The 26,036-nt window shown below is 61.3% G+C and carries 21 protein-coding genes; 12 read left to right on the top strand and 9 right to left on the bottom strand.

What is annotated here, in order from left to right; genetic code table 11:
- Positions 1 to 33: 33 nt before the first annotated feature.
- The 7 genes from JNB88_RS21410 to JNB88_RS21380 all read left to right on the top strand — a co-directional run bounded on the left by JNB88_RS21410 (position 34) and on the right by JNB88_RS21380 (position 11,616).
- Positions 34 to 2,496, top strand: a complete 2,463-nt coding sequence (locus tag JNB88_RS21410) for a glycogen/starch/alpha-glucan phosphorylase (RefSeq protein ID WP_220357171.1) — start codon at positions 34 to 36, stop codon at positions 2,494 to 2,496.
- Entirely contained in the window at positions 2,493 to 4,697 is a 2,205-nt protein-coding gene (glgB, locus tag JNB88_RS21405; RefSeq protein WP_220357170.1) for a 1,4-alpha-glucan branching protein GlgB, read from the top strand. The genes JNB88_RS21410 and glgB overlap by 4 nt, the downstream gene beginning before the upstream one ends.
- 20 nt (positions 4,698 to 4,717) lie before the next feature.
- Positions 4,718 to 5,980, top strand: a complete 1,263-nt coding sequence (gene glgC, locus JNB88_RS21400; RefSeq protein ID WP_037133511.1) for a glucose-1-phosphate adenylyltransferase — start codon at positions 4,718 to 4,720, stop codon at positions 5,978 to 5,980.
- A 4-nt stretch (positions 5,981 to 5,984) separates the two neighbouring features.
- Positions 5,985 to 7,427 carry a glycogen synthase GlgA gene (glgA, locus tag JNB88_RS21395; protein ID WP_220357169.1) on the top strand — a complete coding sequence of 481 codons (1,443 nt, stop codon included), beginning with the start codon at positions 5,985 to 5,987 and terminating at the stop codon, positions 7,425 to 7,427.
- Between the two features lie 6 nt (positions 7,428 to 7,433).
- Positions 7,434 to 9,065, top strand: a complete 1,632-nt coding sequence (locus JNB88_RS21390) for an alpha-D-glucose phosphate-specific phosphoglucomutase (protein ID WP_220357168.1) — start codon at positions 7,434 to 7,436, stop codon at positions 9,063 to 9,065.
- A gap of 10 nt (positions 9,066 to 9,075) precedes the next feature.
- On the top strand, positions 9,076 to 11,043 hold the full coding sequence (gene glgX, locus JNB88_RS21385) for a glycogen debranching protein GlgX (RefSeq protein ID WP_220357167.1): 1,968 nt from the start codon (positions 9,076 to 9,078) through the stop codon (positions 11,041 to 11,043).
- Positions 11,044 to 11,130: 87 nt separating this feature from the next.
- The gene (locus tag JNB88_RS21380) at positions 11,131 to 11,616 is read left to right on the top strand and encodes a MaoC family dehydratase (RefSeq protein WP_220357166.1); all 486 of its coding nucleotides are present in this window, start codon (positions 11,131 to 11,133) and stop codon (positions 11,614 to 11,616) included.
- 99 nt (positions 11,617 to 11,715) lie between these two features.
- On the opposite strand, the gene JNB88_RS21375 is transcribed toward JNB88_RS21380, so the two are convergent.
- The 6 genes from JNB88_RS21375 to JNB88_RS21350 form a co-directional block, all read right to left on the bottom strand.
- Positions 11,716 to 12,855 (bottom strand): zinc-dependent alcohol dehydrogenase family protein, encoded by a 1,140-nt coding sequence (locus tag JNB88_RS21375; protein ID WP_220357165.1) that lies wholly within the window; start codon positions 12,853 to 12,855, stop codon positions 11,716 to 11,718.
- Positions 12,856 to 12,937: 82 nt separating this feature from the next.
- Positions 12,938 to 13,333, bottom strand: a complete 396-nt coding sequence (locus tag JNB88_RS21370) for a VOC family protein (protein WP_220357164.1) — start codon at positions 13,331 to 13,333, stop codon at positions 12,938 to 12,940.
- Between the two features lie 152 nt (positions 13,334 to 13,485).
- Positions 13,486 to 14,034 carry a sarcosine oxidase subunit gamma gene (locus JNB88_RS21365; protein WP_220357163.1) on the bottom strand — a complete coding sequence of 183 codons (549 nt, stop codon included), beginning with the start codon at positions 14,032 to 14,034 and terminating at the stop codon, positions 13,486 to 13,488.
- Positions 14,027 to 17,020 (bottom strand): sarcosine oxidase subunit alpha, encoded by a 2,994-nt coding sequence (locus tag JNB88_RS21360; RefSeq protein ID WP_220357162.1) that lies wholly within the window; start codon positions 17,018 to 17,020, stop codon positions 14,027 to 14,029. The genes JNB88_RS21365 and JNB88_RS21360 overlap by 8 nt, the downstream gene beginning before the upstream one ends.
- Positions 17,017 to 17,358, bottom strand: coding sequence for a sarcosine oxidase subunit delta (locus JNB88_RS21355; RefSeq protein ID WP_220357161.1), 342 nt, complete (start codon positions 17,356 to 17,358; stop codon positions 17,017 to 17,019). The genes JNB88_RS21360 and JNB88_RS21355 overlap by 4 nt, the downstream gene beginning before the upstream one ends.
- 12 nt (positions 17,359 to 17,370) lie before the next feature.
- Positions 17,371 to 18,624, bottom strand: a complete 1,254-nt coding sequence (locus tag JNB88_RS21350; protein WP_220357160.1) for a sarcosine oxidase subunit beta family protein — start codon at positions 18,622 to 18,624, stop codon at positions 17,371 to 17,373.
- 423 nt (positions 18,625 to 19,047) lie between these two features.
- Here JNB88_RS21350 and JNB88_RS21345 point away from each other — a divergent pair, with 423 nt between their 5' ends.
- Entirely contained in the window at positions 19,048 to 20,481 is a 1,434-nt protein-coding gene (locus JNB88_RS21345; protein WP_220357159.1) for a DUF1254 domain-containing protein, read from the top strand.
- Between the two features lie 105 nt (positions 20,482 to 20,586).
- On the opposite strand, the gene JNB88_RS21340 is transcribed toward JNB88_RS21345, so the two are convergent.
- The 3 genes from JNB88_RS21340 to JNB88_RS21330 form a co-directional block, all read right to left on the bottom strand.
- Entirely contained in the window at positions 20,587 to 20,811 is a 225-nt protein-coding gene (locus tag JNB88_RS21340; protein ID WP_037133484.1) for a hypothetical protein, read from the bottom strand.
- Between the two features lie 41 nt (positions 20,812 to 20,852).
- Complete coding sequence (rpsU, locus tag JNB88_RS21335) at positions 20,853 to 21,092, bottom strand: 30S ribosomal protein S21 (protein ID WP_220357158.1); 240 nt, start codon at positions 21,090 to 21,092, stop codon at positions 20,853 to 20,855.
- 456 nt (positions 21,093 to 21,548) lie between these two features.
- Positions 21,549 to 21,758 (bottom strand): cold-shock protein, encoded by a 210-nt coding sequence (locus JNB88_RS21330; RefSeq protein ID WP_220357157.1) that lies wholly within the window; start codon positions 21,756 to 21,758, stop codon positions 21,549 to 21,551.
- 448 nt (positions 21,759 to 22,206) lie between these two features.
- Between JNB88_RS21330 and rpsU (JNB88_RS21325) the strand changes: the two genes are divergently transcribed.
- The 4 genes from rpsU (JNB88_RS21325) to JNB88_RS21310 all read left to right on the top strand — a co-directional run bounded on the left by rpsU (JNB88_RS21325) (position 22,207) and on the right by JNB88_RS21310 (position 26,020).
- On the top strand, positions 22,207 to 22,419 hold the full coding sequence (rpsU, locus tag JNB88_RS21325; protein ID WP_003585885.1) for a 30S ribosomal protein S21: 213 nt from the start codon (positions 22,207 to 22,209) through the stop codon (positions 22,417 to 22,419).
- Positions 22,420 to 22,554: 135 nt separating this feature from the next.
- Positions 22,555 to 23,418 carry a tetratricopeptide repeat protein gene (locus JNB88_RS21320; RefSeq protein WP_220357156.1) on the top strand — a complete coding sequence of 288 codons (864 nt, stop codon included), beginning with the start codon at positions 22,555 to 22,557 and terminating at the stop codon, positions 23,416 to 23,418.
- A 402-nt stretch (positions 23,419 to 23,820) separates the two neighbouring features.
- Positions 23,821 to 25,479 (top strand): sensor histidine kinase, encoded by a 1,659-nt coding sequence (locus JNB88_RS21315; protein ID WP_220357155.1) that lies wholly within the window; start codon positions 23,821 to 23,823, stop codon positions 25,477 to 25,479.
- A gap of 58 nt (positions 25,480 to 25,537) precedes the next feature.
- Positions 25,538 to 26,020, top strand: a complete 483-nt coding sequence (locus JNB88_RS21310; protein WP_220357154.1) for a DUF992 domain-containing protein — start codon at positions 25,538 to 25,540, stop codon at positions 26,018 to 26,020.
- Positions 26,021 to 26,036 lie beyond the last annotated feature (16 nt).

The following is a 26,036-nucleotide window of genomic DNA, read 5'->3' as shown; positions in this document are numbered from 1 at the left end:
ACTGAAACCAAACAGAATTGGCGAGGACTGACGATGAACACCGTTTCGAAGCCGACCATCCCCTCTCCCGCGCCGCGCAGTTCCAAACCGGAAATTCTCGCCGAGGAAATCATCGAGCGCCTGACCTATCGCATCGGCAAGGACGCGAAGGTCGCCAAGCCCCATGACTGGCTGACGGCAACGATCCTCGTCATTCGCGACCGTATCATCGACAAGTGGATGGAATCGACCCGCAAGGTCTATGCCACCGGCGACAAGCGCGTTTATTACCTCTCCCTCGAATTCCTCATCGGCCGCCTGATGCGTGACGCCGTCTCGAACCTCGGCCTCATGGAGCAGGTGCGCGATGCGCTTGCCTCGCTCGGCGTCGATGTGTCAGTCATTGCCGGCCTCGAGCCCGATGCCGCGCTTGGCAACGGCGGCCTTGGCCGCCTTGCCGCCTGCTTCATGGAATCGATGGCGACCGTCGATGTCCCCGCCTACGGCTATGGCATCCGCTATGTGCACGGCCTCTTCCGTCAACAGCTTGCCGACGGCTGGCAGGTGGAGCTGCCGGAGAGCTGGCTGGCGCACGGCAATCCCTGGGAGTTCGAGCGTCGCGAAAGCGCCTACGAAATCGGCTTCGGCGGAACCGTCGATGTCGTCAACAGCCCCGACGGCGAGCCGCGCTATGTGTGGAAACCGGCCGAGCGCGTCATCGCCGCCGCCTTCGACACGCCTGTGGTCGGCTGGCGCGGCAAGCGCGTCAACACGCTGCGCCTCTGGTCGGCGCAACCGATCGACCCGATCCTGCTCGATGCCTTCAACGCCGGCGACCACATCGGCGCGCTTCGCGAAAGCAACAAGGCCGAAAGTCTGACACGCGTTCTCTATCCCGCCGACGCGACGCCGGCCGGTCAGGAACTTCGCCTGCGCCAGGAGTTCTTCTTCTCTTCCGCGTCCCTGCAGGACATTCTGCGCCGCCACCTGCAGCAGTATGACGATTTCACGTCGCTGCCCGACAAGGTGGCAATCCAGCTGAACGACACGCATCCTGCCGTCTCCATCGCCGAACTCATGCGCCTGCTGTGCGATGTGCATGGCCTCGAATTCGATCAGGCCTGGGATATTACCCGTGGCACGATCGGCTACACCAACCACACGCTCCTTCCCGAAGCGCTGGAAAGCTGGCCGATCCCGCTGTTTGAGCGCCTGCTGCCGCGCCATATGCAGATCATCTACGCGATCAACGCCAAGGTGCTGCTCGAAGCGCGCAAGACCAAACTTTTCTCCGAGACGGAAATTCGCTCGATTTCCCTGATCGAGGAAAGCGGCGAGCGCCGTGTCCGCATGGGCAATCTCGCCTTTGTCGGCGCCCATTCGATCAACGGCGTTTCTGCGCTGCACACCGACCTGATGAAGGTCACGGTCTTTGCCGACCTGCACAAGCTCTATCCCGACCGCATCAACAACAAGACGAACGGCATCACGCCGCGCCGCTGGCTGCAGCAGTGCAACCCCGGCCTGACCTCGCTGATCCGCGAGGCCATCGGCGACGACTTCCTTGATGATGCCGAGAAGCTGAAGCCGCTCGACAAGTTCGCGAACGATGCAAGCTTCAAGGAGAAGTTCGCGGCAGTGAAGCGTGCCAACAAGGTGGCCTTGTCGAACCTCGTCGCGTCACGCATGGGCATCAAGCTCGACCCTTCGGCGATGTTCGACATCCAGATCAAGCGCATTCACGAATACAAGCGCCAGCTGCTCAACATCATTGAAGCTGTCGCTCTCTACGACCAGATCCGATCGCATCCTGAGTTGGATTGGGTGCCGCGCGTAAAACTTTTCGCCGGCAAGGCGGCGCCGAGCTACCACAACGCCAAGCTGATCATCAAACTGATCAATGACGTGGCCCGCACGATCAATAACGACCCGGCCGTCCGCGGCCTGCTGAAGGTCGTCTTCGTGCCGAACTACAACGTTTCGCTGGCGGAAGTCATGGTGCCCGCTGCCGACCTGTCCGAGCAGATCTCGACGGCCGGCATGGAAGCCTCCGGCACCGGTAACATGAAGTTTGCGCTGAACGGCGCGCTGACGATCGGCACGCTCGATGGCGCCAATGTCGAGATGCGCGATCATGTCGGCGAGGATAACATCGTCATCTTCGGCCTGCGTGCCGACGAAGTCGCAGCCGCCCGTGCCGATGGTCACAAACCCCGCGCCGTCATCGAGGCGTCGCGTGAACTGTCACAGGCACTCCAGGCAATCAGCTCCGGCGTCTTCTCGCACGACGACCGAAACCGCTACGCGGCGTTGATCGAAGGCATCTATGCCCACGACTGGTTCATGGTTGCGGCCGACTTTGACGCCTACGCGCAGGCCCAGCGAGAGGTCGATCAGCTCTGGACCGATCCTTCGGTATGGAACGCGAAAGCGATCTGCAACACGGCGCGGATGGGTTGGTTCTCGTCTGACCGCACGATACGGCAATACGCCAAGGAAATCTGGAGAGCCGGATGAAAACGCCGAAAACCCCTGAAGTCAGACTTCCCTGGGAGATTTCGGCAGACGAGATAGCGGCAATCCTCGCAGGCTCGCATTCCAATCCATTCGCCGTCCTCGGCGTTCACAAATCAGGCAGCGCCTACGTTGCCCGATGCTTCATTCCTGGTGCTGAAGAAGTGACCGCGATGACGCTTGATGGCAGCGTCGTTGGCGAACTGGTGCAGCAACACCCGGACGGGTTCTTTGCTGGAACTGTCTCCGTCAACAAGCAGGTGCCGGTGCGCTACCGTGCCCGGCGTGGCGATGCAGAATGGGCGGTGACTGACCCATACAGCTTCGGGCCCGTCCTAGGGCCGATGGATGACTATTACGTGCGCGAAGGTTCCCACCTTCGTCTCTTCGACAAGATGGGAGCGCACTGGATCAAGCATGAGGGTGCGCAAGGTATCCATTTCGCCGTCTGGGCGCCCAATGCGCAGCGCGTCTCGGTCGTCGGTGATTTCAACGGCTGGGACGGTCGCCGCCATGTGATGCGTTTCCGCTCAGGCGCCGGCATCTGGGAGATCTTTGCCCCCGACGTTCCGACCGGCGTGGCCTACAAGTTCGAAATCCGCGGCCAGGACGGCGTTCTTCTGCCTCTGAAAGCCGATCCATTCGCCCGCCGCAGCGAATTGCGCCCGAAGACCGCCTCCGTCGCGGCCTCGGAGCTGCTGCAGGAATGGGACGATGAAGCGCATCAGAAGCACTGGGGGACGACGGACAAACGCCGCCAGCCGATCTCGATCTACGAAGTTCATGCCGGCTCGTGGCAGCGGCGCGACGACGGCACGTTTCTCTCCTGGGATGAGCTGGCCTCAAGGTTGATCCCCTACTGCGTCGACATGGGCTTCACCCATATCGAGTTCCTGCCGATTACCGAGCATCCCTACGATCCGTCCTGGGGATACCAGACCACGGGTCTCTATGCCCCCACCGCCCGCTTCGGCGAGCCCGAGGGTTTCGCCCGCTTCGTCAACGGCTGCCACAAGGTCGGCATCGGCGTCATCCTTGATTGGGTGCCGGCGCATTTTCCGACCGATGAGCACGGATTAGGCTGGTTCGACGGCACCGCACTTTACGAACATGCAGATCCGCGCCAGGGCTTCCACCCCGACTGGAATACGGCGATCTACAATTTCGGGCGCACCGAAGTCGTCTCCTATCTCGTCAACAATGCGCTCTACTGGGCCGAGAAGTTCCACCTCGACGGCCTGCGTGTCGACGCGGTCGCCTCGATGCTCTACCTCGACTACTCGCGCAAGCACGGCGAATGGATCCCGAACGAGTACGGTGGCAACGAGAACCTGGAGGCGGTTCGTTTCCTGCAGAACATGAACACCCGCATTTACGCGGAGCATCCCGGCGTCATGACGATCGCCGAGGAATCAACGTCCTGGCCCAAGGTCTCGCAGCCTGTCCACGAGGGCGGCCTCGGCTTCGGCTTCAAGTGGAACATGGGCTTCATGCATGACACGCTCTCCTACATGAGCCGTGAGCCGATCCACAGAAAGCACCATCACAACGAGCTGACCTTCGGCCTGCTCTACGCCTATTCGGAAAACTTCGTGTTGCCGCTCTCCCATGACGAGGTGGTGCATGGAAAGGGCTCGCTGATCGCCAAGATGCCGGGCGACGACTGGCAGAAGTTCGCCAACCTGCGTGCCTATTACGCCTTCATGTGGGGCTATCCAGGCAAGAAGCTGCTTTTCATGGGTCAGGAATTCGCGCAATGGAGCGAATGGAACGAGGCAACTTCGCTCGACTGGAACCTGCTGCAGTACCGCATGCACGAGGGGATGCGTCGCCTGGTGCGGGACCTCAACCTGACTTACCGCAGCAAGCCCGCATTGCACGCCCGCGATTGCGAAGGCGACGGGTTCGAGTGGCTGATCGCCGATGACCATGAGAACTCTGTCTTTGCCTGGCTTCGCAAGGCGCCCGGCGAAAAGCCCGTTGCCGTCATCTGCAACCTGACGCCGGTTTATCGCGAGAACTATTCCGTGCGCCTGCCGACCGAGGGGCGGTGGCGCGAAATCCTGAATACCGATGCCGATATCTACGGCGGCAGCGGCAAGGGCAATGGCGGCCGCGTTCAGGCCGTTAATGCCGGCGGCAGCATCGCCGCCTCGATTACCTTGCCGCCTCTGGCGACGATAATGCTTGAACCTGAGAACTGACGACTGGTGGGAGGATAAAAATGGTAGAAAAACGTGTTCAGCCACTTGCCCGCGACGCAATGGCCTATGTTCTCGCCGGCGGCCGGGGGAGCCGCCTGAAGGAACTCACCGATCGCCGCGCCAAGCCGGCGGTCTACTTCGGCGGCAAGACGCGCATCATCGACTTTGCCCTTTCGAATGCCTTGAACTCAGGTATCCGCCGCATCGGCGTCGCAACCCAGTACAAGGCGCATTCGCTGATCCGCCACATGCAGCGCGGCTGGAACTTCTTCCGGCCGGAGCGAAACGAAAGCTTCGACATTCTGCCGGCCTCCCAGCGCGTTTCGGAAACGCAATGGTATGAGGGCACTGCCGATGCCGTCTATCAGAACATCGACATCATCGAGGATTACGGCGTCGAGTACATGGTCATCCTTGCCGGCGACCACGTCTACAAGATGGACTACGAATACATGCTTCAGCAGCATGTGGATTCCGGCGCCGACGTCACCATCGGCTGCCTGGAAGTGCCGCGCATGGAAGCCGTCGGCTTTGGTGTCATGCACGTCGACAGTACCGACCGGATCATCGATTTCGTCGAAAAGCCCGCCGATCCGCCCGCCATTCCCGACAAGCCGGATTTTGCCCTTGCCTCGATGGGCATCTACGTGTTCCACACGAAGTTCCTGATCGATGCTCTGCGTCGCGACGCGGCTGATCCGAACTCCAGCAAGGACTTCGGCAAGGATATCATCCCCCACATCGTCAAGAACGGTAAGGCCGTAGCCCATCGCTTCGCGCAATCCTGCGTTCGCTCCGACTTCGAGCACGAACCCTACTGGCGCGATGTTGGAACGATCGACGCCTATTGGCAGGCCAATATCGACTTGACCGCGGTTGTTCCGGAACTGGATATCTACGACAAGTCCTGGCCGATCTGGACCTACGCGGAAATCTCGCCGCCGGCGAAGTTCGTCCATGATGACGAAGACCGCCGCGGCTCGGCGACCTCCTCGGTTGTGGCGGGCGACTGCATCATATCGGGCGCGACGCTGAACAAGAGCCTCCTCTTCACCGGCGTTCGAGCCAACTCCTACTCCAAGCTCGAAGGTGCCGTTGTTCTCCCGAGCGTCAAGATCGGAAGGCACGCCCAGCTCAGAGACGTCGTGATCGACCATGGCGTCGTGATCCCTGAAGGCCTCATCGTCGGCGAGGATCCGGTTCTGGATGCCAAGCGTTTCCGCCGCAGCGAGGGCGGCATTTGCCTCATTACCCAACCGATGATCGACAAGCTGGGCCTGTAGAGACATGAAAGTTCTTTCGGTTTCGTCCGAAGTCTTCCCACTCGTCAAGACAGGGGGCCTCGCTGATGTGGCGGGTGCCCTGCCGATCGCTCTTGAGCGTTTCGGCATCGAAACCAAGACCCTCATGCCGGGGTATCCGGCCGTCATGAGGGCTATCCGCAATCCTGTCGTCCGGCTCCAATTCGACGATCTGCTCGGCGAACCGGCAACCGTGCTCGAAGTCAAGCACGACGGGCTCGATATCCTCGTGCTCGATGCTCCCGCCTATTACGACCGCTCGGGCGGCCCCTATCTCGACGCCACCGGCAAAGACTATCCCGACAACTGGCGCCGTTTCGCAGCACTGTCTCTGGCGGGAGCCGAGATCGCCGCCGGACTGATGCCAGGCTGGCGACCGGATCTCGTCCATACACATGACTGGCAGTCAGCGATGACCTCGGTCTACATGCGCTACAACCCGACGCCGGAACTGCCCAGCGTTCTGACGATCCACAACATCGCGTTCCAGGGGCAGTTCGGCGCCGACATATTCCCGGGCCTTCGGCTGCCACCGCACGCCTTCGCAACGGAAAGCATCGAATATTACGGCAATATCGGCTTCCTCAAGGGCGGTCTGAAGACTGCCCATGCCATCACGACTGTCAGCCCCTCCTATGCCGGCGAGATCCTGACACCCGAGTTCGGCATGGGCCTCCAGGGCGTCATCGCAAGCCGAATCGATTCGCTCCACGGCATCGTCAACGGCATCGACACCGATGTCTGGAACCCCTCGACCGATCCGGTTGTCCACACCCACTACAACGGCACAACGCTGAAAAGCCGCGCCGAGAACCGCACCTCGATCGCGGAATTCTTCGGGCTGCATCACGACAACGCGCCGATCTTTTGCATCATCAGCCGGCTGACCTGGCAGAAGGGCATGGACGTCATCGCCGCCACCGCCGACGAGATCGTCGACATGGGCGGCAAGCTTGCGATTCTTGGCTCCGGAGACGCCGCGCTCGAAGGGTCGCTGCTGGCCGCTGCCGCCCGTCACCCCGGGCGGATCGGCGTTTCCATCGGCTACAACGAGCCGATGTCGCACCTTATGCAGGCCGGCAGCGACGCCATCATCATACCCTCGCGCTTCGAGCCCTGCGGCCTGACACAGCTTTACGGCCTGCGCTACGGATGCGTGCCGATTGTCGCCCGCACCGGCGGGCTGAACGACACCGTCATCGATGCCAACCATGCCGCTCTTGCGGCGAAAGTGGCAACCGGGATACAATTCTCGCCTGTCACCGCGTCAGGTCTGTTGCAGGCGATCCGCCGAGCGCTACATCTCTACGCCGATCAAAAAGTCTGGACCCAATTGCAAAAGCAGGGCATGAAATCGGATGTCTCGTGGGAAAAGAGCGCCGAGCGCTACGCTGCCCTCTATTCAAGCCTCGCCCCGAAAGGCAAGTGAGAGAAAATGATAAAATCAGTACCCACTAAGCCCTACCAGGATCAGAAGCCCGGCACGTCGGGCCTGCGCAAGAAGGTTCCGGTATTCCAGCAGCCCAACTATGCCGAGAACTTCATCCAGTCGATCTTCGATTCGCTGGAAGGGTTCCAGGGCAAGTGCCTCGTCATCGGCGGCGACGGACGCTACTACAACCGGGAAGTCATCCAGAAGGCGATCAAGATGGCCGCCGCCAATGGCTTCGGCAAGGTGATCGTCGGCAAGGGCGGCATCCTGTCGACCCCGGCAGCCTCGCACATCATCCGCAAATACAAGGCCTTCGGCGGCATCATCCTGTCGGCCAGCCATAATCCCGGCGGCCCAACCGAAGACTTCGGCATCAAGTACAATATCAGCAATGGCGGCCCGGCCCCGGAGAAGATCACCGACGCGATCTACGCGCGCACCAAAGTGATCGACACCTACAAGATCGCCGATTTCGCTGATGTGAACCTCGACCGCATCGGCAAGGACGAACTGCCCGGCGGCATGATCCTGTCGGTGCTCGATTCCGTCGAGGACTACACGGCGCTCATGGAAGAGCTGTTCGACTTCGGCGCGATCCGTAACCTCATCAGCCTCGGCTTCCGCATCGCCTTCGATGCGATGAGCGCTGTCACCGGCCCATATGCCAAGGAAATCTTCGAGAATCGTCTCGGCGCCCCGTCCGGCTCGGTCCGCAATTTCATGCCGCTGCCGGATTTCGGTGGCCACCATCCGGATCCGAACCCCGTTCACTGCAAGGAACTCTACGACGAGATGATGGGCGACGATGCGCCCGATTTCGGCGCGGCTTCCGACGGCGACGGCGACCGTAACCTCATCATCGGCCGCGGCATCTTCGTCACCCCCTCCGACAGCCTGGCAATCCTGGCTGCCAACGCCAATCTGGCGCCCGGCTATTCCGGCGGCTTGGCGGGCATCGCCCGCTCGATGCCGACATCAGGCGCTGCCGATCGCGTCGCCGAACGCCGCGGTATTGGCATGTACGAGACGCCGACCGGCTGGAAGTTCTTCGGCAACCTGCTCGACGCCAACATGGCGACGATCTGCGGCGAGGAAAGCGCCGGCACGGGCTCGAACCATGTGCGCGAGAAGGACGGCCTCTGGGCGGTTCTCTTGTGGCTGAACATCCTTGCCGTTCGCGGCGAGAGCGTTCAGGACATCGTCACCCAGCACTGGCAGACCTACGGCCGCAACTACTATTCGCGCCACGACTATGAAGGCGTGGACACCGACGCCGCAAACGCCCTGATGGCGAACCTGCGCAGCCAGCTTGCTTCGCTGCCGGGCAAGACTTTCGGCCCGCTGAAGGTCGAGAAGGCCGACGACTTCGCCTATCACGATCCGGTCGACAAGTCGGTCAGCGAACATCAGGGCATTCGCGTCCTGTTCGAAGGCGGCTCGCGCGTCGTTTTCCGTCTCTCGGGTACGGGAACGTCGGGCGCCACGCTGCGCGTCTACATCGAGCGCTACGAGCCGGACGCCACCCGACACAACATCGAGACACAGGAAGCTCTCGCTGATCTCATCGCTGCCGCGGAAGCGATCGCGGATATCAAGAGCCGCACCGGGCGCGATGCGCCCTCGGTGATTACCTGACCGGAACGGCATGACGGCGAACGAATCCCGGCAAGGCGGAGCAACCCTCTTCGGGACTGGCGTTGATTTCGCCGTCTGGTCGCATAACGCCGGACAGATCGAGTTGTGTCTGTTCGGCGATGACGACAGGGAGCTGGCCCGCCTGCCGATGGAACGAGGCGATGACCATGTGCATCGCCTCTTCGTTGACGGATTGAAGGAAGGCGTGCGCTACGGTTACCGCGCCGACGGCGCCTATGCGCCCGACAGCGGACTTTGGTTCGACCCGTCTAAGCTGCTGGTCGATCCTTACGCTAAGGAAATCGACCGCCCGTTCCACTACGATCCCCTGCTCGGCACCTTTGGTGCCGAAACGCAGCATCTGGTGCCGAAGGCGATCGTTACCCGCGACATCAGCGTGAAGCCGGCGAGACCGCTTTTTAAACCGGGCGGTTTCATCTACGAAGTCGCCGTCCGTCCCTTCACGATGCTGCACCCGGACATTCCCGAAGCGCAGCGTGGCACGGTCGCCGCTCTGGCGCATCCCTCCGTGATCGCCCACCTCAAGCGCATCGGCGTCGATGCGTTGGAGCTCATGCCGATCACAGCCTGGATCGATGAGCGCCATTTGCCGCCACTCGGCCTCAAAAACGGCTGGGGCTACAACCCCGTCGCCTTCATGGCTCTCGATCCGCGGCTCGTGCCCGGCGGCATGGCGGAGCTGCGCGACACGGTCGCAAGGCTCCACGTCGAAGGCATTGCGGTCATCCTCGATCTCGTCTTCAACCACACGGGCGAAAGCGATCGCTTCGGCACGACGCTATCGTTGCGCGGTCTCGACAATCTTTCTTTCTATCGCCATTTGCCCGGTCGCCCCGGCGATCTGGTCAACGACACCGGCACCGGCAACACTGTCGCCTGCGATCACCCCTATGTCAGGCAGCTGATCATCGACAGCCTCAGGCATTTCGTGCTCGGTGCGGGCATCGACGGCTTCCGTTTCGACCTCGCCCCTGTGCTCGGGCGCACGACAAATGGCTTCGAGCCAGATGGGGAAACCCTGAGCGCGATGCTCGCCGACGACGTACTGGCGGATCGCGTGATGATATCTGAACCCTGGGACATCGGCCCCGGCGGCTACCAGCTCGGCAATTTCCCGGCGCCCTTCCTCGAATGGAACGATCGCGTGCGCGACGACGTCAGGTGCTACTGGCGCGGCGATGACTGGAAAACAGGTCCACTGGCGACCGCGCTTGCGGGATCCTCCGATATCTTTGGCCGCAACGGTGGAAAGGAGACGCGCAGCGTCAATTTCCTCGCCGCCCACGACGGTTTCACGTTGAGGGATCTCGTGTCGTACAGCGGCAAGCACAACGAGGCGAACGGCGAGCAAAACCGCGACGGCCACAACGAAAATCATTCTTGGAACAACGGCATCGAAGGCGAGACCCGCTACCCCGACATCATCCGCAGGCGCCGCGACGACCTGAAAGCGCTTCTCGGCACGCTCTTCGCCACGCGCGGCAGCATCATGCTGACATCAGGTGACGAGGCCGGCCGCACTCAGCGCGGCAACAACAATGCCTATTGCCAGGACAACGAGATCACCTGGGTCGACTGGGCAACGCTTGATGACGAACTCATCGCCCATACCGCCTTCCTCTCCGGGTTGCGCAAACGCTTCTCCGTCTTCTCGGAAATGAGCTTCCTGAACGGCAACGGCGATGTCGAGTGGATTTCACCCTCCGGCCGGCCGATGACCGTACAGGAGTGGGAAACGCCGAACTTTTCGACGCTCGGCATGGTGCTTTCGACGCGCGACGGCCTAACCAGCAAGGCGACTCGGCTGGCGGTGCTATTCAATCGCTCAGGCGGCGAGGAGATCTTTGCGCTGCCGGGACCGTCCTCATGGCGGCATCTGGCCCCGGATGCCGCGAAGAAGTCCGTAACGTCGGCCATCGTGCCGCGCCGCTCGGTCACTTTCTATCTCGAAAGTTGATGTGGCCGCTTCCCTCCTGCAATTCCTTGTCGTAATCGTCACAATCCCGTTGTAAGGCTTGCGCTTCCGCTTTTTCATGAGGAATCAATGGTCAAGGAAATCTCGCTCGCGGACGTGAAAGGGATGGTCGGCACTGAAACCGGCCTCTCGGACTGGATTGTCGTCGATCAACCAATGATCGATGCGTTCGCGCATGCAACCAACGACCATCAATACATTCATGTCGATCCGGAGCGCGCTGCCAGCAGCCCATTCGGCGGCACGATCGCCCATGGCTTCCTCACACTCTCGCTGCTTTCGACAATGAACTACAACGGCCTGCCCAAGATCCGCGAGCAGACCATGGGCATCAACTACGGCTTCGAGAATGTTCGCTTCCTCTCCCCGGTCAAATCGGGCGCGCGCATCCGTACCCACTTTGTCCTCGCCGAAGCCCGCTTCCGCGGCGCAGGCATGCTGATGATGACCTATGACGTCTCGATCGAGATCGAGAATGAGAAGAAGCCGGCGCTCACCGCGCGATGGCTCACCATCAGCCAGTTCGATCCCAAAGATCGGCCCGAAGACGCCTAAAGCATGTCTCCCGAAAGTGGTCACCGGTTTCGGGATAAAGACATGCGAGAAAACAATGAGCTGAAGCGCACGAGCGAATCTGAAAGATCGCGACGCGCTTTAGAAGACCGTGCCATCGAAATCGATCACATGCCGGATCACCTCGCCAGCATGCAACCGGTCGAACGCTTCGTTGATTTCCTCCAACGGCCCGGTTGACGACAGCAAACGGTCCACCGGCAGCTTTCCGCGCCTGAAGAGCCCGACAAAACGCGGAATATCCCGGCTCGGCACGCAGCTGCCGAGATAACTGCCGAGCACGCGCCGTTCCTCGGCAACGAGGCTGACGGCGGGGATCGCAAACTGGCTTGATGGATTGGCGAGCCCCGCAGTGGCCGTCGTGCCGCCGCGTCGAGTGATACGGTAGGCGAGGTCGAAGGCCTTGACGGCCCCGGCCATCTCAAGCGCATGATCGACGCCGCCCGCGGTCGCCTCGCGGATCTGCTCGACCACACCAGGGTCACTGGCGTTGAAGGCATCGGTCGCACCGAGCGAAAGCGCAATCCTGAGCTTTTCCGGCGAAAGATCGACGGCGACGATCCGCTCGGCACCCGATGCCAACGCACCGAGCACCGCGGCCAATCCGACACCTCCGAGGCCGACAACGGCGACAGTCTGGCCCGGCTGGACCCGGCAGGTGTTCACTACTGCGCCAACGCCCGTCAGCACGGCGCAACCGAACAGCGCGGCGTGGGTGAAGGGGATATCGGCATCGATGCGGATCGCCGAATGACGGGAAACGACGGCGTGGGTCGCAAAGCCAGAGACGCCGAGATGATGATGGATCGGGACCTCCTCGCAGCTCAGCCGTCGCGCGCCCGATAGCAGCGTGCCCTTGCCGTTGGCGTCGGCGCCGGGAATGCACAGAGCAGGTCGTCCTTCGGCGCAGGGCAGGCAGTGGCCGCAGCTCGGCATGAAGCTCATCACGACATGGTCACCGGGCGTCAGATCCGTCACACCGGCTCCGACCGCTTCCACTCTACCCGCGGCCTCATGGCCAAGCGCCATCGGCACCGGTCGTGGCCTGTCGCCATTGATCACGGAAAGGTCGGAATGGCAGAGCCCGGCTGCGCCGATGCGCACGAGAATCTCGTCCTGTCCGGGCGGCGCTAGCTCGATCTCCTCGATGGAGAGCGGCTGGCTGGCCCGAAATGGCGGTGCGACCGGCGATTGGCGCAAAACCGCAGCGCGTATCTTCATGAACTCCTCCCAGGAACAGCTGTGCGCAAACTAGCCGCTCAGAGAGCCCAACCGCAACAGACATTTAGCCGGGGGCAAGTCGCTATGGCGCACCGTTGATTTCGACGATGTTGCGATCTGGATCGAGCAGATAGGCTTGCGGAAAGCCAGCCGGCCCATCGCGCCTGAGGCGCAAGCGCCATGGATCACCCTCGGGCACATCCTCGCGAAAGCCCTTGGCTGCAAGGTCGCGGATGCATCCCTCGAAGTCATCGGTGCGGAACGCGAAATGTCCGTCCGCAGTATCTATTGTCGCGACGTCCCGGAAGGTACCGGTCGGATTGACGATGAGGTGGACCTGTAGCGCCCCGCAGGCGAACCACGCGCCCACGGTACTGAACGGCGGCCGCGCGATCTGCTCGAGACCAAAGACGTCGCGATAGAAGGCGATCGAACGGTCGATATCCGTAACGGCAATGGAAACGTGATGCAGCATCATCGAAGACACCCCGCATTCGTCGCGATGGCGCTCCGACAAGGACTGCGCCCAGCGGATGATGACACGAATGTCGGCAATCCTGCAACGTGAAGCTGATCGGGGGACGGCGCAAGAGCACCGTCCCCCGATGGGCAATTGCAGCTTGGTGACGCTTAGTGCGCTGCGTCTTCGGCGCCCTCAGCCAGCAGGCCGAATACGAAATCTGCAAACGAGCGCCAGCACTCGACGCGGAACGTATCGTCCTCGGTGCGGAAGAGCACGATCTCGGCCTTGCCGAAAATCGTGCGTGAGCACGCACCGACGGGGAAGGCCTCAAGCGACAGATCCTGCGGGCAGCCGGCGGAAATCGTCGCCTCGGCACCCGGGCCGGACACGATGATTGCGACGTTGCGGTGCGAAACGTCGGTTGCCGAATGCAGAACGCCTGACTTGGCTAGCGGCGCCATCAGGTCTGCACCGGACTCGTCGATGACAAGCCATTCATCCGGGCCGAGCCAGAGGGCCGCGCGGCCTTCCTTGCGCCCTGACGTTTTCGGAGTAGCGGGAACCTTCACACCGAGGGCTGAGGAAAGAGCCTTCAGAGACTCCGCCGGCGCGCGAAGCGCCACGCTGGTTGCTGCCGGTGCCGGCGTCAGCCGTACCGCGGCCGAGCCGCCGTGACGACCTGAGAGCACCGACTTGCGAACTGCCGAATCAGCCATTGATGCGGCCTCCTTCCTTGTCAAAGAACACCATGTCAACAACCTCGACCGCGATCGTCTTGTCAGGCATCGGCACATAGAGCGTTTGCCCCATCCGATTGCGCCCGCCTGCGACCAGCGCGAACGCGATCGACTTGCCGAGGTTTTCCGACCAGTAGGACGAGGTCACGTGGCCGAGCATCGTCATCGGCTTCGGCTCGTTCGGGTTGGCGACGATCTGCGCCCCCTCTTCGAGCACGAGCTTGGGATCCTTGGTCACGAGACCGACCAGCTGCTTGCGGCCTTCCTTCACCAGATCCGGCCGCTTCAGCCCGCGAATGCCGACGAAGTCGGTCTTCTTCTTCGACACGGCCCAATTGAGGCCGGCATCGTCAGGCGTAACCGTGCCGTCCGTATCCTGTCCGACGATGATATAGCCCTTCTCCGCGCGCAGCACGTGCATCGTCTCGGTGCCGTAGACGCAAGCGCCGAGCGGCTCGGCATTGGCCCAGACGGCTTCGAGCACTGACTGGCCGTAATCGGCCGGCACGTTGATTTCGAAGCCGACCTCGCCGGTGAACGACACGCGGAACAGCCGCGCCGGTACGCCCATGACCGTGCACTCGGCAACGCTCATATGCGGGAAGGCCTCGTTGGAGATATCGACGCCTTCGACCAGCGGCGCGATGATCTCGCGCGCCTTCGGGCCCTGCACGGCGATGACGGCCCACTGCTCGGTCACCGAGGTCAACCACACCTTGAGATGCGGGAATTCGGTCTGCAGGTAGTCTTCCATGTGGTTGAGGACACGCGGCGCGCCGCCCGTCGTCGTCGTCACATGGAAGCGGTCGTCGGCCAGTCGCCCGACCACGCCGTCGTCATAAACGAAGCCGTCCTCGCGGGTCATGATGCCGTAGCGGCACTTGCCGGGCTTCAGCGTATCCCAGGCATTGGTATACATCAGGTTCATGAACGCGGCGGCATCGGGTCCGACGACCTCGATCTTGCCGAGCGTCGAGGCATCAAACACGCCGGCGACCTCGCGTGCCGTCTTGCACTCGCGGGCGACCGCCTGGTGCATGGTTTCGCCTGATCGTGGATAGAACCACGCACGCTTCCAGTTGCCGACATCCTCGAACACCGCGCCGTGGGCCTCTTCCCACTGGTGCAGCGGCGTCTTGCGGGACGGGTCGAACAAATCGCCGCGCGAGTGCGCGATCAGCGTGCCGTAGGTAACGGGCGTATAGGGTGCGCGGAAGGTGGTGAGGCCGACCTGCGGGATCTCCTTGCCCAGCATCTCGGCGGCGATCGCCAGACCGTGCATGTTGGAGAGCTTGCCCTGGTCGGAGGCCATGCCGTTCGTGGTAAAGCGCTTGATATGCTCGATCGAGTGCATACCCTCGCGCACCGCAAGCCGGATGTCCTTGGCGCAGACATCGTGCTGGAAATCGATGAACGCCTTGGCGCTGGTCTCGGGGCCCGCCCCTTCGGCCGCGCCGATCATCCCACCGGTCCATTGATGCGCCTGTTCAGCGGAGATCGTGATCTTGCCGCCCGACTTCTTGCCCGCCGCCTGAGCCATCAGCTCGCCCGCGGCCAGCGATTCCTCGATCGTCTGCTGCAGGTCGTCGGTGCCGTTGCAGGCGCCGACGGAGAGGCAATCCTGCGCATAGGTGCCGGGCAGGAAGCGCTGCGTTTCCGGCTCGAAAGCGACCTTACCCCGCGACTGCGAGAACAGGTGCACGGAAGGCGTCCAGCCGGCCGAAACCAGCAGCGCATCGATGGCGATCTTGCGCGGCGAGCCGCCGCCGTTGCGGGCAACCGTCATCGACGAGATGCGCAGCTTGCCTGATGTATTGATTACCGACTGGCCGGCGAGAACATCGATGCCGAGCGAACGGGCTTCCGCGAGCACGGCCGCGCCCGGCGTCTGCCTGCAATCGACGATCGCGGCGATCTCGACACCTGATCGCTTCAGGTCGAAGGCCGCCTCATAGGCCGAGTCATGGGCCGTATAGACGCCAACCTTCTGGCCGACGGCGACGCCGTACTGGTTGAGGTACATGCGCGCGGCCGATGCCAGCATGATGCCCGGACGGTCATTGTTCGGGAACACCATGTGGCGCTCGATCGCGCCGTTGGCGAGGATGACGCGCTTGGCGCGCAGCTGCCACAGACGCTCGCGCGGCAGGTGGCGGCCAGGATTTGCGACGTGGTCGGTCACGCGCTCGGCGAGGCCTATGAAGTTGTGATTGTAGTAGCCGAAGGCGGTGGTGCGGATGAGAACCTGCACATTGTCCATCGCCTTCAGCGTGGCAACCGTCTTCTGCGCCCACTCGTAGCCGGAAAGGCCGTCGATCTTGACGCCGCTGTCATAGCGAAGAGCGCCGCCGACATCCGCCTGCTCGTCGCAGAGGATCACCTTCGCGCCGGCCTGAGCTGCGGCTAGTGCGGCCGAAAGACCGGCAACGCCGGCGCCCACGACCAGCACGTCGCAATGCGCGTAACGGCCGGCATAGTGATCCGGATCGGCCTCCTTCGGCGCAACGCCGAGACCGGCGGCGCGGCGGATCATCGGCTCATAGACATGCTTCCAGGCAGCCTTCGGCCACATGAAGGTCTTGTAGTAGAAGCCGGCCGCGAAGAAGGGGGACATCAGATTGTTGATGCCGCCGATATCGAAGGAGAGCGACGGGAAGCGGTTCTGCGATTCGACGATCATGCCGTCGAACACTTCCTGCACCGTGGCGCGCACGTTCGGCTGCTTGCGGGCGCTGTCGCGCGCAACGTCGATCAGCGCGTTCGGCTCTTCGGCACCGGCCGAAAGAATGCCGCGCGGGCGGTGATACTTGAACGAACGGCCGACCAGATGGATGTTGTTGGCGATCAGCGCCGAGGCGACGGTATCGCCCTCGAGCGCCGTGTAGCTCTTGCCATCGAAGGTGAAGCGCGCGGTTCTGGCGGGCGTCAGGCGGCCCTTGCCAGCGATACGATTCGTGCCGCTCATTGTGCTTCTCCTTCGAGCTGTTCGTAGGTCTCGACGGGAGCATGCGGAACGGCGGCTTCGCCGATCGTTGGCTTCGGCTCGCCTGCCTTGTAGGTCATGATGAACTTGTCGCTGATCGTGTCGCGCGCCGCGTTGAAGAAACGACCGCAACCATGCTGATGGCGCCAGCGTTCGAAGATCAGCCCCTTGGGGTTGTCGCGCAGGAAGAAATATTCCTCGAACGCCTCGTCGGAGATGCCTGCGATGTTTTCAGGGCGAGCGATATGGGCATCACCGGCACCGCGGAACTCGAGCTCGGAGCGCTCTTCCTGACAGTATGGGCAGTAGATAAGAAGCATGGTGTCCTCGTGTCAGTGCGCGACGGCGGCGGCGGCGGCTTCGTCGATCAGACGGCCGGTGCGGAAGCGGTCCAGCGTCAGGCCGGCATTGAACTGGTGCGCCTCGTCGCGGGCGATGAGGTGCGCGAAGAGATTGGCCGAACCCGGCGTCGCCTTGAAGCCGCCGGTGCCCCAGCCGCAGTTGACGTAGAGGCCCGGAACCGGCGTCTTCGACTGGATCGCCGAACGATCCGGCGTGTTGTCGACGATCCCGCCCCACTGGCGCATCATCTTGACGCGGCGGAACATCGGGAAGAGCTCGCAGATGGCATCGAGCGTATGCGTGATGATCTGTAGCCCGCCGGTCTGGCTGTAGGAATTGTACTGGTCGGTGCCGGCGCCGATGACGAGCTCGCCCTTGTCGGACTGCGAGATGTAGGCATGCACCGTGTTGGACATGACCACGCAGGGGAAGATCGGCTTCAGCGGTTCGGAGACCAGCGCCTGCAGCGGGCTCGATTGCAGCGGCACGCGCACATCGGCCATCTTCATGACCGTCGTCGTGTGGCCGGCGGCCGAGACGCCGACCTTCCTGGCGCCGATGAAGCCGCGATTGGTCTCGACACCGGTGACCCGACCATCGGGACCACGGCGGATGCCGGTGACTTCACAGTTCTGGATGATGTGGACGCCGCGATCGGACGCGGCACGCGCATAGCCCCAGGCGACCGCGTCGTGACGCGCCGTACCGCCGCGGCGCTGAAGCGCTGCGCCGTTGATCGGATAGCGGGCGCTGGCGGAGATATCGAGCGGCGGACAATAAGCCTTGGCCTGTTCGGGCGTCAGCCATTCATTGTCGATGCCGTATAGGCGGTTGGCGTGGATATGGCGCTTGAAGGACTGCTGGTCGTGCACATTGTGCGACAGCATCATCACACCGCGCGGAGAATACATGACATTGTAGTTGAGATCCTGCGAAAGGTTCTCCCAGAGCTTCATCGAATGCTCGTAGATGTGCATGCTCTCTTCATAGAGATAGTTCGAGCGGATGATGGTCGTATTACGACCTGTGTTCCCGCCGCCGAGCCAGCCCTTTTCGAGCACCGCGACATTGGTGATGCCGTGCTCCTTGGCAAGGTAATAGGCCGCGCCCAGTCCATGCCCGCCGCCGCCGATGATGATGACGTCGTATTCGGCGCGCGGTTCCGGCGAAGTCCACTGCTTCTCCCAGCCCTTGTGGCCTCTGAGGGCCTCCCTTGCCACGGCAAAAACCGAGTATCTGCGCATCCGCCTTCATCTCCTTCGGGGAAAGATCCCTTCTCGTCGGCCATACAAATCGCAAATCCAAAAGCGGCACAACGTTTCTTTTGCGACGCGGACCGGCTTTTGTTTTGACACTGGGCGAGAATGAATGCGCTCGCCCGTTTCTCCTTGGGGGACCTGGCTGCCAGTGCGCTACCGAAGACCAGCCGAGAATACCCATGTTCGCGATCTAGTTAATTTAGAAGTATTGCACTTACAATTTTTGGGCGCATAGTTCATGCGCTGCGTGGGCGCCTGTGCGCCTTGAGGGGGTTTCGCGTTTGCAGCAGACAACATTCATGAGCCAGACGGCGGCACGCATATGGGTCGCTATCCGATCTGGCATCAGCTGAAACAGACCGGCGCGGGACACGACGCTCGCGATCCCGGTCTCTGGGAGGATTCGTCATGCAATCGCATTTCATCACGCTCGCTCTTGGTCTTTTGTTGTCGGGAGTATGTCTTGGCAGCCCGGCTGTCGCCGAGGACGCGCTCACAAAGGAGGAAGCGTCAGCAATCGGCGTGGATGCCTATCTTTACCTGTATCCATTGGTCACCATGGACGTGACCCGCGCGCAGGCAACCAACATCGAAGCTGGCAAGACCATGGGGCGCGGCCCTGCTAACATGTTCACCAACGTCCCGCAGTTTCCGACCGCGGAATTCAGGGATGTCGTCCGGCCGAATTTCGACACGCTCTACTCAGTCGCCTGGCTCGATATGACGAAGGAGCCGATGATCGTCTCGGCCCCTGACACCAATGGGCGCTACTATCTCCTGCCCATGCTGGACATGTGGAGCGATGTGTTCGCCTCGCCGGGCTGGCGCACGACCGGCACCGCAAAGGCCGACTTCGCCGTTGTCCCCCCCGGGTGGACGGGCAAGGAGCTTCCCGCCGGAACACAACGGATCGATGCACCGACGCCCTATGTATGGGTCATCGGACGCACGAAGACGGATGGACCGTCTGACTACGACGCCGTTCACAAGATCCAGGCTGGTTATACGGTGACGCCGCTGTCGCAATGGGGCAAGACGGTTGAGCCAGTGAAGGTTACGATCAATCCTGATATCGACATGAAAACCCCACCAAAGAAGACAGTGGACGGGATGACGGCAGAGGATTTCTTTGCCTATGCAGCCGAGGTGATGAAGGTCAATCCGCCGCATATCACCGATCAGCCGATCATCAGCCGGATGAAGCAAATCGGGATCGAACCGGGAAAGAGCTTCGATAAGACCAAGATCGCACCCGACGTCGCCGCCGCTTTGAAGGATGTACCGGCCGCAGCACAAAAGCTGATGGAGTGGAAAGTCCCGACGCTCGCTCGCGTTGCCAACAACTGGTCAATGAACACCGACACCATGGGTGTCTATGGCAACTACTACCTGAAGCGGGCGATCGTCGCGCAGCTCGGGCTTGGCGCGAACCTGCCGGAAGACGCGATCTATCCGCTGAACCTCGGTGACGCGAAAGGAAACCCGCTGAACGGAGAGAACAGTTACAAGATCCACTTCGACAAGGAGAGCATACCGCCGGTCAAGGCGTTCTGGTCCATCACGCTCTATGATCCCGAGGGATTCCAGGTCGGCAACAGCCTGAACCGGTTTGCCGTCAGCAGCTGGATGCCATTTGACTACAACGCCGACGGCTCGCTCGATCTCTATTTCCAGAACAAGAGCCCTGGCGAGCAAATGGAAGCCAACTGGCTGCCGGCGCCCGCGGGACCGTTCAACCTGACCATGCGCCTTTATGGGCCGAAGAGCGAAGCCCTGACAGGAAAATGGAATCCGCCGGCCGTGGAAATGGTGCCGACGCTTCAGCAGGTCACGGCGCAGTAGTGCTTGCACGCCTGCTTCGAGCCATCTGCAAACGTCTCCACGCTCAGAGAGCTGAGCTGACTAGACGGCATCGATAGGAAGCCCTCGCGCGAAAGCGCGAGGCTGTCAGGAGGATGAAGCCGACTTGGGCGCGGTCCGCCGCTTCTTTGCAGGGGCGGCGGTCGGTGCTTCGGCTTCCTGCTGCAGGCGCAATGCCCTCAGCTTCTCCGTCTTCTTTTCCCGGGCTTCGGCTTCCGCCGTGATGATTGCTCTCGCTGTCGTATCGGTTGCAGCTGCCTTGTCGCGCGGAGAGAGCTTGGCCGGATTAAAGAATTCATCTTTTGAAGTCATCTGCTCTCTCTATTATCTGGACGGAGCCCGCTCGACGCGGTTCAGCGCGCCGGACGGACGGCCTTCTTTGGAGCCGGAAGCAGACCTTCCCGCTGAAGCTGCTTGCGCTGAAGCTTGCGCTGGCGGCGAACCGCTTCGGCCTTCTCGCGAACGCGCTTCTCGGATGGCTTTTCGTAAGCGCTGCGCGCCTTGAACTCGCGGAACAGGCCTTCACGCTGCATTTTTTTCTTGAGGACGCGAAGCGCCTGATCGACGTTGTTGTCTCGAACGAGAACTTGCAAATTCAATTCCTTTCTTGGGGCAAACACGTTTGCCGGTTGGTCAGCCTGGGAACTACTTCCGCACTCTGATGCTTGAGGTTTTCAACCAGGACCCTCCCTGGATATCGGTAACGGCGGCAACACTCGGTGCCGGAGGTGCGGATTCGTTGATATCAATATCGCTCTCAAGTATCCGCCGCTCGAAGTTTTCGCCCTCGAATCGAACCCGATATTGCGGGCGACTGCCATCAGACGGAAGAACTGCTGCAATCTTGCAGGTCCTGGCCGTTGCTTCGGTACGGACAAACCCGTCTTTCAAGACGATATTGTCGCCGACAGCGTATCTCGGCATTCGTTCCATTTGGTTTCACCAAACCTTCTTAGTCATCAAAAGCATAAAGGCCGGGTTCAACCCCGACCTTCGCCATCAGGCTCTCAGCTGCCAGTACATCCGTGGTCAGCCGGGCCGAATGAGAATTAGGCTGCGCGCAGGTTGTCGGCAGAATTCTTGCCGGACTTCTTGTCGCGAACGAGGTCATAGGTCACCTTCTGGCCGTCGGACAGGTTGCCGAGACCAGCGCGCTCAACAGCGGAAATGTGAACGAAAACGTCCGTGCTCCCATCGTCCAGCTGAATGAAGCCGAAGCCCTTGGTGCTGTTGAACCACTTAACTGTACCTGAATTCATAACGATCTCCTTTCAATGGTCGTTACTGCCATGCGTTCATTCACAAGGCCTTGCTCGATTTTTGAGAGGAAATCTGACGGAGCTCCGGGCTCCTTGACAAAGGTCACAACCAACAGTCGATAACCGATACATATAGAGCAAACCCTGCGATAAACAAGGCAAGAAGCCGATCAACACGGTGCGAACCGGCTCGCCCGGCACCTCGCCTTCCGTCCCCTTCGCGGACTAGCTACGCTAAGGACCACGTCGGGCAGCGATAAAAAAGTTCATTTCACCGTGGTTGAATCCGGTTTTTGGACAAGGAAGTGCCAAAACATATGGACTTCCCCCCGCCATTCTGCTATCCGCATCCTCAATCGCAAGGCTCCGGCCGCGCGAACCGTATATTTTTTTGCCTCTGGCGCCTTGCCGACGCCGGCACCAACCAAACCAAAGGAACGTGATTCTCGTGCAGGTACTTGTCCGCGATAACAATGTCGATCAGGCTCTCCGCGCTCTCAAGAAGAAGATGCAGCGCGAAGGTATTTTCCGCGAAATGAAGATGCGCGACTACTACGAAAAGCCGTCGCAGAAGCGTGCTCGCGAGAAGGCCGAAGCCGTTCGTCGTGTTCGCAAGCTGGCTCGCAAGCGGGCACAGCGCGAAGGTCTCGTCGCACGCTAAGCGTTGCTGTCGTTATTTCGACGTTTTCAGATGCATGTTGGCGGGGGCGATCTATTCGCCACCGCCTTTTTAATTGCTGCTGAAGCTTGCCCGTCCTTGAAACGGACCGGCTGCACTGGGGGAAAACGAGCCCGCATGGCTGACATCACCAAGACCCGCTCTCTGCGTTCGTCGAAAATCGCTGTTCTACCGGTTTTCGCTATCGTCACCGCGCTAGGCCTTGCTGGCTGCACGACAAGCAACACGACCGATGCTGTTATCAGCATCGACAAGGCGCAGGGGTCGCAGGAAAACATCGCGTCGCTGACCTCGGTCATCAACGCCAATCCACAGGATCCGGAAGGCTACAACGTCCGTGGCTCCGCCTACGGTCGCGGCGGAGACTTCCGCGCGGCGCTGAACGACTTCAACAAGGCTCTGCAGATCAACCCGCGCTTCTATCAGGCCTACGCCAACCGCGCCCTGGTTTATCGCAACATGGGTCAGCAGCAACAGGCGATCCAGGATTACAATTCCGCGCTGCAGATCAATCCGAACTATGACGTGGCATTGATCGGCCGTGGTAACGTCTACCGCTCCGCCGGCCAGGACGATGCCGCCTTCAACGATTTCAACACCGCAATCCAGAACGGCACGACCGACGGTCGCGCCTATCACAATCGCGGCCTGATCTACCAGAAGCGCAATCAGCAGGACAAGGCGATCGACGACTTCTCGAAGGCGATCTCGCTCTCTCCGAACGCACCGGAGCCTTACAACGGCCGCGGCATTTCCTATATCGCGCTGAACGACGACGACAACGCGTTCGCCGATTTCAACCACGCGATCGAGCTCAACGGAAACGTTGCCGAGTCCTGGGCCAACCAGGCGCTTGTCTATGAGCGCCGCGGCCAGAAGGACAAGGCAGCGAAATCCTACCGCCATGCGGTCGGCCTCGATCCGAAGTACCAGCCGGCGAAAGACGGCCTGGCTCGCGTAGGCGTAGCCACCACCGGCTGAGCATAGCACGCCGAGACGGCGGCCAGTCGTCCAAGGACGGCCGCCCTGCTCGTTGGCAATGGCGGCTGACCTCCGAAACGCGTTCCGGGTCAAGCTTGACACCACACGGCGCCTACTCGCGTTTAACGAGTTTTTGCAGGGGGGTGCGAGCCCAGCCCTCGCGACCGTGCGTGCGATCGATGCAACGGCCGAGCAGAAATTTCGTCAATTGCCAGCCGACATGTTTTAGTATGTTGCAAGCGGCGGCGCCTGTCCCTAACATGCCTTCGTTTTCGATAGCAGGCTATCGGGAAATCCGGGCGCACTGAGGGCAATTGGGGTGGTCGAGTTTTTTGCTTTCATGCCTGAAAACAATGGGCGCAGCGGCTCCTTAGGCCGCGTAGACGGACGGAGTGTGGGCTCATGAAGCGCCGCTTCCGCTTCTTCCCAAAGGCGTCGATCGGGACATACCTGATCGCGATGGCAGTTGCGACCGCGCTACCAATTTTCGCACTCGTGGCGCTTTTGCTGGCGCAGCTGGAAGACAACCAGCGCTCGATTTTGAAGCGTGAAACAGCCCAGGATGCAACCGCTCTCGCTCGATCCATCGATCGCCAGCTGCAGGACATGGCTACAACCCTAAGGTTGCTATCCAGCTCACCGGAACTGGAGAGCAACGATTTCGGATCCTTCCATGCGCGAACGGAAACAGCCCTGCGCGCGGACAACCTATACGTGATCGCCGTCGATGAAACCGGCCAGCAACTCTTGAACACCCGCCGCGACTTTGGTGAGCCGCTGGGCAAGGCCGGCAATCTCCCATCCGTCGAAGCAGCCATCAAGTCCGGACGAATCGAAGCCTCGGATGTGTTCATGGGACGGACGAGCGGCGAGTTTGTCTACAACGTCACAATGCCGCTAAAGGTTGGCTCCGTCCGTGCATTGATCATCACACAGAATGCCAGGGATCTTGCGAAGCTCGTCACCACCGAAGGCCTGCCGAACGACTGGTCTGCCGCTGTCATCGATCAGAGCGGCCATGTCGTCGCCTCCGCGGGCGCCACCAACATTGCTTTCGGCCAGCCTTTCAATCCGAGCATCCTGCCGTCTCTCGTCAACTCGAACGGCGTTTACGAAGACAAGCAGATCATGCCGAAAGCGATGCTCGGCTATGCGCAAATCCCCGGCTGGTCCTGGAAGGCCGTGATATGGGGGCCGGTTGCCACGGCGCAGTCGTCCATCCTGACGACATGGCGCTTCCTGGTTATCGGCGGCGTCGCGCTGATGCTTCTTGCAATACTGGCGGCGTACGTCGTTGCCCGCCAGGTCCGCCTGACGATCCGCTCGATCGCCGACATGGCCAACCGCATGGGCGAAGGACACATCGTTGCGCCGGTCGAAACCAGTGTCATCGAGGCCAACCAGGTCGCTGTTGCACTCTCCAACGCTTCTTTCGATCGCAGCCAGACGGAAGACCGCCTGCACTTTGTGATGAATGAACTCGTGCACCGCACCAAGAACCTGCTGGCGCTGGTACAGGCGATGATGCGGCAGGTCGCCAAGGGAGCAGACAGCGTGCCGGCATATCAAGCTGCCGTCGCTGACCGCCTTGACGGACTCTCCCGCTCGATCGATCTGCTCACCAGCGAACAGTGGGCGGGGGCATCGCTGCGCAGGGTGATCGATATCCACTTCAAGAGCTTTCCGCAGACAACCGAGCAGGTCGAAATCTCGGGCAAGGACTTCACCCTCAAGCCGGACGCCGTTCAGAATCTTGGCCTCGTCTTGCATGAACTGGCGACCAACTCGGTCAAGTACGGAGCCCTTTCCGTCCCCCACGGCCGCGTTCGCCTGAGCTGGCGGGAGGCGCAGGATGAGGCCCGCAAGGAACCCCTCGTTCTTTTTACATGGGAGGAACGTGACGGCCCGGCCACACGGCCACCCGAGGGTTCGGGTTTCGGCACGACAATCATCAAGAATCACGCCGCTGCGGCCTTCTCCGGCACGGTCGAGATCGAGTTTCGGCCGGAAGGCCTTTACTGGACATTGACGGCACCGCGCCGCTCCTTCGAGCGCGCATAGCGCGGAACAATCCCGACGAAACTCCGTTTCCGACAGGCTACTCGAAAAGGAGAGAACCATGTTCAGGGAAACGATGATCGCCGCGGCAGCTGCCGCAGTAGCCGCCATCGCCAACCCGGCAAGTGCCGCAAACTACTTCACGCTCGGTCAGCTCGTCTGTGGCTCGGAGGGCGGCCAGGGACTGATCGTAACCTCGAAGAAGAACCTGCTGTGCACCTACACGCCTGCTGAAGGCGGATCGAAGGTCGTTTATGCCGGAACGATCCAGAAATTCGGCTTGGACGTTGGGCAAACCGGCAAATCGGTCATGATCTGGCAGGTCATGGCTAAAACAGGAACCAATATTCCCGACTACGCGCTGGCCGGTGAGTACTACGGCGTAGGGGCCGATGCGAGCTTCGGTGCTGGCGCTGGCGCCAAGGCCATTGCCGGCGGCACAAACCAATCCTTCATGCTTCAGCCGTTGAACGTACAGGCCCAGGAAGGGCTGAACCTGGCGGTAGGTGTGGAGAAACTGACGCTGGCGCCGGCTGCGACCTGATTTCAGGTCGCGCCGG

This window comes from Rhizobium cauense, assembly GCF_019511525.1.
Taxonomy (GTDB): domain Bacteria; phylum Pseudomonadota; class Alphaproteobacteria; order Rhizobiales; family Rhizobiaceae; genus Rhizobium; species Rhizobium cauense.
The sequence above is the reverse complement of the archived record's forward strand: the minus strand, read 5'-3'. Positions and strand labels throughout refer to the sequence as shown.

Bases quoted from the DNA above. Each gene is read 5' to 3' on its own strand.
- JNB88_RS21410 (WP_220357171.1), top strand. From the start codon at position 34: ATGAACACCGTTTCGAAGCCGACCATCCCCTCTCCCGCGCCGCGCAGT.
- glgB (WP_220357170.1), top strand. From the start codon at position 2,493: ATGAAAACGCCGAAAACCCCTGAAGTCAGACTTCCCTGGGAGATTTCG.
- glgC (WP_037133511.1), top strand. From the start codon at position 4,718: ATGGTAGAAAAACGTGTTCAGCCACTTGCCCGCGACGCAATGGCCTAT.
- glgA (WP_220357169.1), top strand. From the start codon at position 5,985: ATGAAAGTTCTTTCGGTTTCGTCCGAAGTCTTCCCACTCGTCAAGACA.
- JNB88_RS21390 (WP_220357168.1), top strand. From the start codon at position 7,434: ATGATAAAATCAGTACCCACTAAGCCCTACCAGGATCAGAAGCCCGGC.
- glgX (WP_220357167.1), top strand. From the start codon at position 9,076: ATGACGGCGAACGAATCCCGGCAAGGCGGAGCAACCCTCTTCGGGACT.
- JNB88_RS21380 (WP_220357166.1), top strand. From the start codon at position 11,131: ATGGTCAAGGAAATCTCGCTCGCGGACGTGAAAGGGATGGTCGGCACT.
- JNB88_RS21375 (WP_220357165.1), bottom strand. From the start codon at position 12,855: ATGAAGATACGCGCTGCGGTTTTGCGCCAATCGCCGGTCGCACCGCCA.
- JNB88_RS21370 (WP_220357164.1), bottom strand. From the start codon at position 13,333: ATGATGCTGCATCACGTTTCCATTGCCGTTACGGATATCGACCGTTCG.
- JNB88_RS21365 (WP_220357163.1), bottom strand. From the start codon at position 14,034: ATGGCTGATTCGGCAGTTCGCAAGTCGGTGCTCTCAGGTCGTCACGGC.
- JNB88_RS21360 (WP_220357162.1), bottom strand. From the start codon at position 17,020: ATGAGCGGCACGAATCGTATCGCTGGCAAGGGCCGCCTGACGCCCGCC.
- JNB88_RS21355 (WP_220357161.1), bottom strand. From the start codon at position 17,358: ATGCTTCTTATCTACTGCCCATACTGTCAGGAAGAGCGCTCCGAGCTC.
- JNB88_RS21350 (WP_220357160.1), bottom strand. From the start codon at position 18,624: ATGCGCAGATACTCGGTTTTTGCCGTGGCAAGGGAGGCCCTCAGAGGC.
- JNB88_RS21345 (WP_220357159.1), top strand. From the start codon at position 19,048: ATGCAATCGCATTTCATCACGCTCGCTCTTGGTCTTTTGTTGTCGGGA.
- JNB88_RS21340 (WP_037133484.1), bottom strand. From the start codon at position 20,811: ATGACTTCAAAAGATGAATTCTTTAATCCGGCCAAGCTCTCTCCGCGC.
- JNB88_RS21330 (WP_220357157.1), bottom strand. From the start codon at position 21,758: ATGAATTCAGGTACAGTTAAGTGGTTCAACAGCACCAAGGGCTTCGGC.
- JNB88_RS21320 (WP_220357156.1), top strand. From the start codon at position 22,555: ATGGCTGACATCACCAAGACCCGCTCTCTGCGTTCGTCGAAAATCGCT.
- JNB88_RS21315 (WP_220357155.1), top strand. From the start codon at position 23,821: ATGAAGCGCCGCTTCCGCTTCTTCCCAAAGGCGTCGATCGGGACATAC.
- JNB88_RS21310 (WP_220357154.1), top strand. From the start codon at position 25,538: ATGTTCAGGGAAACGATGATCGCCGCGGCAGCTGCCGCAGTAGCCGCC.